Genomic DNA, 13,284 nt, shown 5'->3' on the forward strand with positions numbered 1-13,284 from the left:
CGTGCGCCCGCTCGCGGACCCCGCCCCCATCGACGTGACCGCTTCCGTGCGCGCGGCGGAACGCGGAGCGGATTTCGCCGACCGGGCGGGCAGACTCGCGCCCGAGGTGGTGTCCGCGCTGGTGCGGGCGGGCTTCGGCCGCCACTTCGTCCCTTCCGCCCACGGCGGCTCGGCGGGGGGTTTCGCCCCGCTGGTCGCCGCGGTGGGCGAACTGGGCGCGTCCTGCGCCTCGGCCGCCTGGTGCGGCATGCTCTTCGCGGCGCACGGCCGGCTCGCCGCGTACCTTCCGGAACGGGCGCGGCGCGAACTCTGGGGCACCTCCCCGGACACCCTCATCGCGGCGGGGGTGGCGGCCCCGACGCAGGAGGCCGAGCCGCTCGCGGACGGTCACCTGCTGACCGGGCGCTGGCCCAACGTGAGCGCGGTGGAGCACGCGGACTTCGTGCTCGTCTCGGCGTGGGTCCCGGCGCCGGAGGGCCGGAAGGTCCGGCTCTTCCTGGTGCCGGCCGGCCAGTGCGACGTGGAGGAGACCTGGGACCCCCTGGGGATGCGGGGCACGGGCAGCAACACCGTGTCGCTCGACGGGGTGTTCGTGCCGGACCACCGCTCGGTCGCCCAGGACCGGCTGCTCTCGTCCGCGCCCGCCGCGGACGGAGCGCGCTGCCACAGCGTCCCCTTCCCCCTGGTCGCGGCCCTGATGTTCGCCGCGCCGGTGCTCGGCGCGGCGCGCGGCATGCTCGACGCCTGGACCCGGGAGGTCGGCACCGCGCGGGAGCCGGACGGGACGGCCCGGATCGAGAGCCCGCGGGCGGCCGCCGCCCTCAGCCGGACGTCGGCCGAACTCCGGGCCGCTGAACTGCTGTTGACCGAGGCGGCCCTGCGCGCCGACACCTGCGAGGTCGAGCCGCGGACGACCGCCGAGGTCATCCGGGACGCCGTCGCCGCCACGGAGTGGTGCGTGGCCTCCTCCGAGCGGCTGATGGCGGCGGGCGGATCGCGCGCGCTGCGTTTCGACGGCCCGGTCCAGCGGCGGTGGCGGGACATCCGGACGGCCTCGGAGCACGCGATGCTCCGCTTCGACACGGCCGCGGCGGGCTATGCCCGGGCATGGGCGCCCGCGCCGCACCAGGTCCCCGCGCCGCACCAGGTCCCCGCGCCGCACCAGGTCCCCGCACCGCACCACGTCCCCGCGCCGCGCCAGGTCCCCGCCGCGCGCTGAATCCCCGGCGCGCGCCGGACCCCGCCGCGTGCCGAATCCCCGCCGTGCGCCGGCCCTTCCGCGCACGGAACCCCCCGCCGTACCCCTGTGTGACCGGCGTGCCCGCCCTCGGGGCGGGTCCGCCGGTCACGCCCTGCCCAGGGGTCGCATCCCTGAAGATACCTGCGAGAAGGTATTTTCCCTGAGAGGAACCGTCTCCATGCCGCCCCGCCGCGCCGCTTTCTTCGACGTCGACGAGACCCTGATCACGGCCAAGAGCATGCTCGACTTCTTACGCCACTGGCTCGGAACGCAAGGCGACGACGGCTGCGCGTTCCGGGCGGAGCGCACCCGTCTGCGCGCGCTGGCGGCGTCGGGAGTCGACCGCGCGACCCTCAACCGCACGTACTTCGAGCGGTTCGCCGGCGTGCCCCACGCCCACCTGCTGGCCACGGGCCGGGCCTGGTGGCGTGGCTACCGGCAGCGGCCCGACGCCTTCGTCCCCGAGGTGCGCCGCGCACTCGACCGGCACCACGCCGCCGGAGACAGCGTGGTGCTCGTGTCCGGTTCGTGCGACGCCCTGCTCGAACCGATCACCCGGGAGGTCGGGGCGGACCACGTCCTGTCGACCCGGCTGGCGGTCGACTCCCGGGGGCTGCTGACCGGGGAGGTGGAGCGCCCGATGATCGGCGCGGCCAAGGGCGCGGGCGTGGCCGCGACCATGCGGCGTCTCGGCCTCGAACCCGACGACTGCTTCGCCTACGGGGACCACGACAGCGACCTGGACATGCTCGCCCTCGTCGGCCACCCGGTGGTCGTCGGCTCGAACGCCGTGCTCCTGGCCCACGCGGCCGCCCACGACTGGCCCGTGCTCCCCGGTACCGGGCCGTCCGCCCCGTCCCCCGTCCCGCGTCCGCTCCTTCGACCCCGCACCGAACAGCAACGAGAGGCAGCCATGCAGCACACCACCACGACCGGCCGGCTTCCCCGGACCCAGCCCGCGGCCGGCGCCGAGCCCCCCGAGTCCTACTGGGTCATCTGCCGGCACTGGGCAGGACCGGAGGAGGGCAGCGAGGACGCCACCGACATCGACCGGGTGCCCGACGCCCTGTCCGCGCTCGAAGCGCTGACGACCTGGCACCGGACGATGTCCGAGTCCGCGCTCGCGTGGGTGGTGCGCACCTCCGCGCCCTTCCCCTACGAGGTCCCGGCGCTGCCCGTGGGGGAACTCGTCACCGCGGCCCGCGCCGACGCGGGCGCCCTCGGCGACGCCGGTGCCGAGCGGCTCGGCCGGGCGCTGAAGGACCTGCGCGCCTGACGAACGAGCGGTCCCGAGCGCGGCAGACCGGCGTATCGCCGGTCTGCCGCGCTCGTTTCTGCGGGCGGCGGCCCGCCGGCCCACCCCTGCCCCGAGTCTGACCCTCAGCGATCAACTGGGGTGGCAGTAGGGGCCGATAAGGGTTGGTGGCCCGTAACCCGCTTCGTAACGTTCTTCCTGCGGGAAATCGACAGGCCGTGCCCGGGAGACCGAAGAGTCCCCGATTCCCTCGCCACTCCGCCCACCGACGCGCGGACGCACGGCGCCCGCCCTGTCCGCCCGGATCCGATCCCCGCCCCCTTTGCCCGGCGCTTTTGATCACTGAAGGATTGTCATGGACTCATTGGCAGAAGCTCTGATCGGTGGAGCCGCTCCCGAACAGCTGGAGCGGACGGAACTCCCCGAGACCTACCTCGCCACGCACACCCGGATCGAGGACGTGGACATGTTCCGCGGCGTCGAGGACAAGGACGTGCGCAAGTCGCTGCGGGTCGGGCACGTCCCGATGCCCGAACTGGCGCCGGACGAGGTCCTGGTGGCGGTCATGGCCAGCTCCATCAACTACAACACCGTCTGGTCGGCGACCTTCGAGCCGGTGTCCACCTTCGGCTTCCTGGAGCGCCTGGGACGGCAGGGCGGCTGGGCGGCACGGCACGACCGGCCGTACCACGTGCTCGGCTCCGACGCCTCCGGCGTCATCGTCAGGACCGGGGCGGGCGTACGGCGCTGGAAGGTCGGCGACCACGTGGTCGCCAGCTGCGTGCAGGTCGACGACCAGCAGCCGGCCACCCACGCCGACGGCATGCTCGGCAGCGAGCAGCGGATCTGGGGCTACGAGACCAACTTCGGCGGCCTGGCCCACTACACGGTGGTGCGGGCGAGCCAGCTGCTCGCCAAGCCGACCCACCTGACCTGGGAGGAGTCGGCCAGCACCATGCTCACCGCCGCCACCTCCTACCGGATGCTGGTCAGCGACCGCGGCGCCCGGATCAAGCAGGGCGACATCGTCCTCATCTGGGGGGCCACCGGCGGCCTGGGCGGCTTCGCGGTCCAGCTCGTCAAGAACGCGGGCGGCATCCCGATCGGCGTCGTCAGCTCCGAGGAGAAGGCCCGGCTCCTGCGCGAGCTCGGCTGCGACGTCGTCATCAACCGCGCCGACATCGGCCTCGACGGCAGCGGGCCGCTGACCCCCGAGCGGACCGTGGAACTGGGCAAGCGCCTGGGCCGCGTCATCCGCCAGGAGGTCGGCGAGGACCCGCACGTGGTGTTCGACTTCATCGGACAGGCGACCTTCGGCATCTCCGTCTTCGTGGTGCGCCGCGGCGGCACGGTGGTCACCTGCGGGTCGAGCACCGGCTACCAGCACCAGTTCGACAACCGCTACCTGTGGATGAACCTCAAGCGGATCATCGGCAGCCACGCGGCCAACCTGCAGGAACAGTGGGAGTGCAACCGGCTCTTCCAGCTCGGGATGATCTCGCCGGTCCTCTCCGAGGTCCACCCCCTCCAGGACGTCGCCGAGGCGGCCCGCCTCGTCCAGACCAACCGGCACACCGGCAAGGTCGGCATCCTCGCCCTCGCCCCCCGGAGCGGACTCGGCGTCACCGACCCCGCCCTGCGCGAACGCATCGGCGCACAGCGCCTGAACCCCTTCCGCACGGTCGACGACGCCCCCGCCGCGGCTCTCGCCGGCTGAGCGCTCACCCCCCAGCGAAGCGAAGAAGGAGCAGACATGGCACAGACCGCCGTCGGCATCCTGGGCACCGGCTCCTACCTGCCCAAGGACGTCATCAGCAACGAGGAGGTCGCGCTCCGGGCCGGTGTGACGGCCGAGTGGATCGAGCGCAAGACGCAGATCTCGTCCCGGCGCTACGCCGCCCCGGACGAGGCCACCTCGGACCTCGCCGCCCACGCCGCGCGCAGGGCCCTCGACCAGGCCGGCGTCCCGCCGGAACGGGTCGACCACCTCATCGTCTCCACCTCCACGGGCGACCACCCCCAGCCGCCCACGTCGGCCCTGGTGCAGGACCTGCTGGGCGCGTACGGCGCCGCCTGCTTCGACGTCAACGTCGTGTGCAGCGGCTTCGTCTTCGCCCTGGAGATGGCCCGGGGCCTGGTCCAGCTGAACCCCGACGCCGTCGTGCTCGTGGTGGCGGCGGACACGTACTCCCGGATCCTCGACCTCGCCGACCGCCGCACCGCCGTGCTCTTCGCGGACGGCGCGGGCGCGGCCGTGATCGGGCGCGTGCCGCGGCCGTACGGGATCCTGGACACCGAACTCACCACCCGTGGCGACGCCCACGCGCTCATCCGGGTCGAGGCGGGCGGCAGCCGGCAGCCGGCCTCGGCGGAGACGGTCGCGGACGGCGGCCACCACTTCAAGATGAACGGCCGCGGCGTGCGGGACTTCGTGGCCGAGAACGTGCCGGGGGCGCTGCGCGGCCTCGTCGAGCGGGCCGGCTTCGAGATGGCCGACGTCCACCACTTCGTGCCCCACCAGGCCAACGGGGTCATGCTGACCGACCTGGTCGCGACCACCGGCCTCCAGGGCGCCCACACCCACCGCACCCTGGAGCGGTACGGCAACGTCGGCAGCGCCTCGGTGCCGGTCGCCCTCGACGACGCGAACCGGTCGGGTGCGCTGCGCGACGGAGACCTGGTCCTGATGGCCGGGTTCGGCGGCGGCATGGCGATGGGCACCACCCTGCTGCGCTGGGCGGTGACGGCATGAGCGCCACCACCGTGGAGCGCGTGGGCGTCGTGGGCGCCGGCACCATGGGCGCCGGGATCGCCGAGCTGTGCGCCCGGGCCGGGCACGACGTACGGATCGCGGTCCGCTCCCGGGAATCCGCCGCGGCGGGACTGCGGCGGATCACGGGCTCGCTCGACCGGGCCCTGGCCAAGGGGAAGACCGACGAGGAGGCGCGGGACGCCGCCCTCGCCCGCATCACCTTCACCACCGACCTCGCCGACCTCGCCGACCGGCAGCTGGTGGTGGAGTCCGTCGCCGAGGAGGAGACGGCCAAGCACGAGGTGTTCGCCACCCTCGACAAGGTCGTCGAGGACCCCGAGGCGATCCTCGCCACCAACACCTCGTCGCTGTCCGTCGCCCGGCTCGCCCGGGTCACCCAGCGCCCCGGCCAGGTGCTCGGCATCCACTTCTTCAACCCGGTGCCGGTGCTCCCGCTGGTGGAGCTGGTGGGCTCGGTCCTCACCGACGGGCGGACCGTCGCGCGGGCCGAGGCGTTCGTCACCGAGGGCCTCGGCAAGCACGTGATCCACACCCCCGACCGCGCCGGCTTCGTGGTCAACGCCCTGCTCTTCCCCTATCTGCTCTCCGCGATCCGCATGGTCGACACGGGCGTCGCGACGGTCGACATGGTCGACAGCGGCATGGAGCTGGGCTGTTCGCACCCGCTCGGCCCGCTCAAGCTCGCCGACCTGATCGGCCTCGACACCACGGTCGCCATCGCCCGGGCGATGTACGAGGAGACCAAGGAACCCCTCTTCGCCCCGCCGCCGCTGCTGCTGCGCATGGTCGAGTGCGGACTGCTCGGAAAGAAGAGCGGCCGGGGGTTCTACACCTACCGCTGAGCCGAGGAATCCGAATTCCCGCCATGCGTCCTCCCTTTCCGCGGCACCCCGCGCTCTCTCGGCGGCCCGCGCTTCTGCGGCGCGTCCGCGTTCCAGGTTCTGTCGCGTTTCACCATCCCCTCGCGCAATCCACATCCGGAAGGAAGAAAATGCCCATCGAATCCGGGGGCGGAACGACCGATCAGCAGGGCGTTCCCGTCGACGGCATAGCCATTGTCGGAATGTCCTGCCGCTTTCCCGGCGCACCCGACGTCGACTCCTTCTGGAAGCTCCTGAGGGAGGGCCGCGAGGCGCTCTCGCAGCCTCCCGCGGAGCGCTCGGAACTCGCCGCGGAAGGCAGGGTGCCGGCCGGTTACCTCGACCGGGTGGACCGCTTCGACCCGGAGTTCTTCGGGATCTCACCGCGCGAGGCGGCGGGCATGGACCCGCAGCAGCGGCTGGCCCTGGAGCTGGCCTGGGAGGCGCTGGAGGACGCGGGCATCGTCCCGGCCACGCTGGCGGACAGCCGTACCGCCGTGTACATGGGCGCCATCTGGGACGACTACGCCAAGCTGGCGCACGAGCGGGGCGCGGAGGGCATCAACCACACCAGCATCACGGGCCTCAGCCGCGGCGTCATCGCCAACCGCGTCTCGTACGCGCTCGGGCTGCGCGGCCCGAGCGTGGTCGTGGACACGGGCCAGTCCTCGTCGCTCGTCGCCGTGCACAGCGCCTGCGAGACCCTGCTGAGCGGACAGGCGTCCGTGGCCCTCGCGGGCGGCGTGAGCCTCAACCTCACGCCGGAGGGCTTCACCCTGGCCGAGGAGTTCGGGGCGCTCTCCCCGGACGGCCGGGCCTACACCTTCGACGCGCGCGCCAACGGTTACGTACGCGGCGAGGGCGGCGGCCTGGTCGTCCTCAAGCCGCTGGACCGCGCGCTCGCCGACGGCGACCGCGTGTACGCCGTCATCCGCGGCGGCGCCGTCAACAACGACGGCGGCGGCCTGACCCTGACGGCGCCGCGCCCGGAGGCACAGGAGGAGGTCCTGCGCAGCGCCTACGCCCGGGCGCACGTGGACCCCGCCGAGGCGGCCTTCGTCGAGCTGCACGGCACCGGCACCCCGGTCGGCGACCCGGTCGAGGCCAAGGCCCTGGGCGCGGTGCTGGGCGCCGGCCGGCCCGCCGGCGCGCCCCTGCGGGTGGGCTCGGTCAAGACCAACATCGGTCACCTCGAAGGCGCCGCGGGCATCGCGGGACTCATCAAGTCCGTGCTCTGCCTGCGCGAGGGCGAACTCGTCCCCAGCCTCAACCACACGACCCCCAACCCGCGCATCCCGTTCGACGAGCTCCGCATCGCCGTCAACACCGCTCCGACGGCCCTGGACCGCGACGGCGGCCCGGTGATCGCCGGGGTGAGCTCCTTCGGCATGGGGGGCACCAACTGCCACCTCGTGCTGTCCGACTGGCCCGACCGGGAGCCCGCGGCCGGGAGCGGCACCGCCGCCGACGGGCCGCTGCCGTTCCTCGTCTCCGGCCGGACCGAGACCGCCCTGCGGGACCAGGCCGAGCTGCTGCGCGCCTCCCTGGCCGGGCGCCCCTGGCTGCCCGTGGCCGACCTCGCCCACTCCCTGGCCGTGGGCCGGACCCACTTCGAGCACCGGGCCGTGCTCCTCGCCGCCGACCGGGCGGACCTGGAGACGGCTCTGAGCGACCTGGCCGGCGGCCGCCGGGCCGCGCACCTCGTCCGCGGAGAGGCCCGCCGGTCCGACGGGACCGGCGCGGGCGGCAAGCTCGCCCTCCTGTTCACCGGACAGGGCAGCCAGCGCCCCGGCATGGGACGCGAGCTGTACGCGGCGCAGCCGGTCTTCGCCGCCGCCTACGACGAGGTGTGCGCCCAGCTCGACCCGCTGCTCGGCCGCTCCCTGCGGGAGCTGGCCCACTCCACCGACCCGGCCGACGCCGGCCTCCTCGACCGCACCGAGTACACCCAGCCCGCGCTCTTCGCCCACGAGGTCGCCCTCTTCCGGCTCCTGGAGCACTGGGGCGTCACGCCCGACCTGCTCCTCGGCCACTCCATCGGCGAGCTGGCCGCCGCGCACGTCGCCGGAGTCCTGACCCTGCCCGACGCCGCCCGGCTCGTCGAGGCCCGCGGCCGGCTCATGCAGGCGCTGCCCGAGGGCGGCGCCATGGTCTCCGTCCAGGCGTCGGAGGAGGAGGTGCGCGACGCCCTGGGCGACGCCCGGGACGTCGCCGTGGCCGCGGTCAACGGACCCGCGTCGACCGTGGTCGCCGGCGAGACCGACGCGGTCCTCGCCGTCGGCGAGCACTGGCGGCGACAGGGCCGCAAGACCAAGCGCCTCCAGGTCAGCCACGCCTTCCACTCACCGCTGATGGAGCCGATGCTCGCCGGGTTCCGCGAGGTCGCGGAGAGCCTCGCCTACCGGCAGCCCCGGATCGCCGTCGTCTCCAACCTGACCGGGGACCTCGCCGGTCCGGCGGAGATCGCCACCCCCGGCCACTGGGTGCGGCACGCCCGCGAGGCGGTCCTCTTCCTGCACGGCATGCGCACGCTGGAGCGGCTGGGGGCCACCTCCTACCTGGAGATCGGCCCGGACGCCGTGCTCACGGCGATGGGCCGCGACTGCCTCGGCTCCTCCGCCGTCCTGGTGCCGGCGGTCCGCCGGGGCCGGGAGGAGCCCCGCACGCTGCTCGCGGCGGTCGCCGGGCTCCACGCCTCCGGCGCCGCGTCCGTGGCCTGGGACCGGGTGATCTCCGGCGCCGGCTCCGACTCGGGCGCCGGCGCGCGCCGGGTCCCCCTGCCGACCTACGCCTTCCAGCGCGAGCGGTACTGGCTCCGCGAGCCGGGCCGGGCGGCCCGGGCCGACGTCGGAGCGGCCGGACTCGCCGCACTGCGCCACCCGCTGCTCGGCGCGGTCGTGGACCACGCCGACTCCGGCCAGGTCCTGCTGACCGGCCGGCTGACCGCCGGGGCCCCCTCCTGGGAGGAGACCGGGCTGCTGTCCCCGGCGGCGCTCGCCGAGCTGGTACGGCAGGCCGGTGCCGCCGCGGGCACCGAGCGGGTCGCCGAGCTGACGGTGGGCACCCCGCCGGTGCTGCCCCGGGACGGCGCGTCCCGGATCCAGGTCGCCGTCACCGCGCCCGACGGGTCCGGCGTCCGCCGGGTGACCGTCCACACCCGTCCCGACGACGACCTGCCGGGCACCGTCTGGACCCGGCACGCCGAGGGCACGCTCACGGAGGGAACGTTTCCCCAGGACTCCTTCCCGACGGCCCCGACGGGCGCCGCGGGACCCGGGACGGCCGTGCCGACCGGGACGGCCGGGCCGGCCGACGACGCGGACCCGATCCCCGCGCCCGAGGGCGTCCGCGCGGCCTGGGCGACCGGCACCGGCCTCCTCGCGGAGATCGAACTCACGCCCCGGGAGCGCGAGGACGCCGCCCACTACGCCCTGCACCCCGCCTTCGTCGACCGCGCCCTGCGCCTGGTCGCCCCGGACGGCGAACTGGCCGGAACCTGGCAGGACTTCGAGGTGTACGCGACCGGCGCGACGGCCCTGCGCGTACGGATCACCCCGGCCGGCGACGCCGCCCACACCCTGACCTTCACCGACGGCGCCGGCGAGCCGGTCGCCCGGATCGGCTCCCTCACCCCGCGACCGGTCACCGAACGGCAGATCCGCGCCGCCCGGACCGCCGCCCAGGACGCGCTGTACCGCCTCGAATGGCGCCCCGTGCCCACCCCACGAGGAGCGGTGCGGAGCGGGGTCGTCGTCGTCGGCTCCGACGGCTTCGGCCTGCCGGCCGCCCTGACGACCGCCCACAGCGGGGTCACGCACCTGCCGGACGTGCGGAGCCTGCTCGGCTGCGTCGGCACCGACGGCCGGGCACCGGGCGTCGTCCTGCTGACGTGCGCCGACGAGGCCGGCGACGCCACCGGCGCGGCCCTGGCCGACGCCGCGGCCGCGGCCGCGGCCCGGACGGCCGAAGCGGTGGGCGCCTGGCTCGCCGACGAGCGGTCCGCGGACGCCCGGCTCGTCGTGGTCACCCGGTCCGCCGTCGCCGCCGGCGACGACGGACTCCCGCCCGACCCGGTCTCCGGGGCCGTACGCGGCCTGGTGCGCTCGCTCCAGCACGCGCACCCCGGACGGATCGGACTGCTCGACCTCGGCGCGCCCGGCGACTCCCTCCAGGCCGTGCCGCTCGCCCTCGGCTGCGACGAGCCGGAACTGGCCCTGCGCGGCGGACGGATCCTCGCACCGCGCCTGGTGCGCGCCCTGCCGCCGGCCGCACCCGTGCCCGTGTGGGAGACCGGCGGCAGCGTCCTGGTCACCGGCTCGGCCGACGGCCGGTCCGCGGCACTGGCCCGGCACCTCGTCACCGAGCACCACGTGCGCCACCTGCTCCTCGCCGGCCCCGCAGGCACCTGGAGCGAGGAGACCGCGGACGGACTCCGCGCGCTCGGCGCGGAGGTCACGCCCGCGCCGTGCGACCTCACCGACCGGCACGCCCTCGCCGGCCTGCTCGCGGCCATCCCGCCGGCCCACCCGCTGACCGGGGTGGTGCACGACGTGGCCGCGACCGGTCCCGAGGCGGACGTGCGGGCACGCACGGCCGCCGCCGTCCACCTCGACGAACTGACCCGCGCCCACTCCCTGTCCGCGTTCGTGCTGCTCACCCCGGCCGAGGCGGTACTGGGCGGCCCCGACGGCGCCGACTGCGCCGCCGGAGCGTTCGCCCACGCCCTCGCCGCCCGCCGGCAGGCGGAGGGCGGCGCCGCGCAGGCCGTGGCCCGGGGCCCGTGGGAGGGCGACGGCTCACCCGCCCCCACCGGCGTGCTCCCGCTGCCGGCGGCGGAAGGACTCACCCTGCTCGACCTCGCCCCGCGCGTGCCCGCCCCCCTGGTGGTCGCGGTGCGCCCGGACCGCGGCGCGCTCCGCGGACCGCGGGAACGGCGGACCGTATCCGCGGTGCTGCGCGGATTCGCCCCCGCCGCCGAACGGCGCCCCGCCGCGCTCCCCGCCCTCCTCCCGGACGCCGGGCGTCCGGCGGCGCGGCCGGAGACCGGGGCGTCCGCCGCGGACGCCCTGGTGGCCGGGCTGACGGAGGCCGAGGCGATCGCCGCCCTGACGGAGCTGGTCCGCGGCCATGTCGCCGCCGTCCTGGAGCACGGCTCGGCGGCGGGCGTCGACACGGCCCGCAGCTTCAAGGACCTGGGCTTCGACTCCCTGATGACCGTGGAACTGCGCAACCTCCTGGTGGCCGGGACGGGCCTCGCCCTGCCCACCACCCTGGTCTACGACCACCCCACCCCGGACGCCGTCGTCCGCCACCTGTGGCGGCGCACGGGCGGCGGACGCGCCGACGACGCCCAGGACCCGGCCGCCCCGTCCGGGCCGCCCGCCGGCTCCCCGTCCGGGGACGAGGACGACGACCCGATCGCGATCGTGGCGATGAGCTGCCGCTTCCCCGGCGGCGTCGACACCCCGGAACAGCTGTGGCGGGCCGTCGCGGACGGCGCCGACCTGGTCGGCGCCTTCCCCACCGACCGCGGCTGGGACCTGGAGGGGCTGTACGACCCGGAGGGCAACGCCCCCGGCAAGCACTACGTGCGGGAGGGCGGCTTCCTCGACGCGACCGGCTTCGACGCCGACTTCTTCGGCGTCAACCCGCGCGAGGCGCTGGCGATGGACCCGCAGCAGCGGCTCTTCCTGGAGGCATCCTGGGAGGTCTTCGAGCGGGCCGGGATCGACCCGAAGTCGCTGGCCGGCAGCCGTACCGGCGTGTTCGTCGGCACCACGTTCCAGGACTACGGACCGCGCCTCGACGAAGGCACGCAGGCCACCGAGGGCTATCTGATGACCGGCAGCACGCCGAGCGTCGCCTCGGGCCGGATCGCGTACACCTTCGGCCTCGAAGGCCCCGCGATCACGGTCGACACGGCGTGCTCCGCCTCGCTGGTGGCCCTGCACATGGCCTGCCGGTCGATCCGGACGGGCGAGTGCACGATGGCCGTCGCGGGCGGCGTGACCGTCATGTCCACGCCCGGCATCTTCGTCGAACTCACCCGCCAGCGGGCGCTGTCGGCGGACGGACGCTGCAAGTCCTTCTCCGACACGGCCGACGGCACCGGCTGGTCGGAGGGCGTCGGGGTGCTGCTCGTCGAGCGCCTCTCGGAGGCCCGCAGGCGCGGCCACCGCGTCCTCGCCCTGGTCCGCGGCTCCGCCATCAACCAGGACGGCGCCAGCAACGGCCTGACCGCCCCCAACGGCGTCCAGCAGCAGCAGGTCATCATGCGGACGCTCGCCGACGCGGGCCTCTCCACCGCGGACGTGGACGCCGTCGAGGCGCACGGCACCGGCACCCGGCTCGGCGACCCCATCGAAGCGGGCGCGCTGCTGGCCACCTACGGGCAGGACCGCCCCGCCGACCGGCCGCTCTGGCTCGGCTCGGTGAAGTCGAACATCGGCCACACCCAGTCCGCGGCCGGTGTCGCGGGCGTCATCAAGATGGTCCAGGCGATGCGGCACGGCGTGCTGCCGCGCACCCTGCACGTCGAAGCGCCCTCCACGCACGTGGACTGGTCGGCGGGCGCGGTGGAGCTGCTGACGGAGCAGCGGCCGTGGCCGGAGACCGGCCGCCCGCGCCGGGCCGGCGTCTCCTCCTTCGGGATCAGCGGCACCAACGCCCACGTGATCCTCGAACAGGCCCCGGAGGCGGAGGAGTCCACCGAGGACGAGACGGCCGCCGGACGGGAGGCGTCCGCGCTTCCCCTGGTGCTGTCCGCGAAGACCGGACCCGCCCTGCGCGAACTCGCCGCCCGGATGGCCGCGGCGGTGGAGGACGGCCTGGCGCCGGAGGACGCCGGCCGCGCGCTGACGGTGGCACGGGCCGTCTTCGACCACCGCGCGGTGGCCGTGGGACACGACCGCCTCGAACTGGCCTCGGCCCTCCGCGCCGTCGCCGAGGACCGGTCGGCGCCCGGTGCGGTCGCCGGCACGGCGGAACCGCTGGGTCGTCGGGTGTTCGTCTTCCCGGGTCAGGGTTCGCAGTGGGCGGGTATGGCGGTCGAGCTGCTGGACGCGGACGCCGGTTTCGCGGGTCATTTCCGTGAGGTGGCGTCGGCGGTGGAGCGGTGTGTGGAGTGGCGGGTGGAGGATGTCCTGCGGGGTGTGGA

General features: G+C 75.2%; 6 protein-coding genes. All 6 read left to right on the forward strand.

The window, feature by feature from the left end:
- Position 1 precedes the first annotated feature (1 nt).
- On the forward strand, positions 2 to 1,219 hold the full coding sequence (locus tag ACF1ED_RS36515; protein ID WP_391767670.1) for an acyl-CoA dehydrogenase family protein: 1,218 nt from the start codon (positions 2 to 4) through the stop codon (positions 1,217 to 1,219).
- Between the two features lie 199 nt (positions 1,220 to 1,418).
- Positions 1,419 to 2,516: an HAD family hydrolase gene (locus ACF1ED_RS36520; protein ID WP_391767671.1), complete on the forward strand. Its 1,098-nt coding sequence runs from the start codon at positions 1,419 to 1,421 to the stop codon at positions 2,514 to 2,516.
- Between the two features lie 334 nt (positions 2,517 to 2,850).
- Positions 2,851 to 4,212, forward strand: a complete 1,362-nt coding sequence (gene ccrA / locus ACF1ED_RS36525; protein ID WP_391767672.1) for a crotonyl-CoA carboxylase/reductase — start codon at positions 2,851 to 2,853, stop codon at positions 4,210 to 4,212.
- A 36-nt stretch (positions 4,213 to 4,248) separates the two neighbouring features.
- Positions 4,249 to 5,247 carry a 3-oxoacyl-ACP synthase III family protein gene (locus tag ACF1ED_RS36530; RefSeq protein WP_391767673.1) on the forward strand — a complete coding sequence of 333 codons (999 nt, stop codon included), beginning with the start codon at positions 4,249 to 4,251 and terminating at the stop codon, positions 5,245 to 5,247.
- Complete coding sequence (locus ACF1ED_RS36535; protein ID WP_391767674.1) at positions 5,244 to 6,110, forward strand: 3-hydroxybutyryl-CoA dehydrogenase; 867 nt, start codon at positions 5,244 to 5,246, stop codon at positions 6,108 to 6,110. The genes ACF1ED_RS36530 and ACF1ED_RS36535 overlap by 4 nt, the downstream gene beginning before the upstream one ends.
- Before the next feature lie 221 nt (positions 6,111 to 6,331).
- Positions 6,332 to 13,284, forward strand: a 6,953-nt coding sequence (locus ACF1ED_RS36540; protein WP_391767675.1) for a beta-ketoacyl synthase N-terminal-like domain-containing protein, incomplete at its 3' end; no start/stop codon positions are given.

Source organism: Streptomyces sp. NPDC014656 (genome assembly GCF_043084305.1).
GTDB lineage: Bacteria > Actinomycetota > Actinomycetes > Streptomycetales > Streptomycetaceae > Streptomyces.

Bases quoted from the DNA above. Each gene is read 5' to 3' on its own strand.
- ACF1ED_RS36520 (WP_391767671.1), top strand. From the start codon at position 1,419: ATGCCGCCCCGCCGCGCCGCTTTCTTCGACGTCGACGAGACCCTGATC.
- ccrA (WP_391767672.1), top strand. From the start codon at position 2,851: ATGGACTCATTGGCAGAAGCTCTGATCGGTGGAGCCGCTCCCGAACAG.
- ACF1ED_RS36530 (WP_391767673.1), top strand. From the start codon at position 4,249: ATGGCACAGACCGCCGTCGGCATCCTGGGCACCGGCTCCTACCTGCCC.
- ACF1ED_RS36535 (WP_391767674.1), top strand. From the start codon at position 5,244: ATGAGCGCCACCACCGTGGAGCGCGTGGGCGTCGTGGGCGCCGGCACC.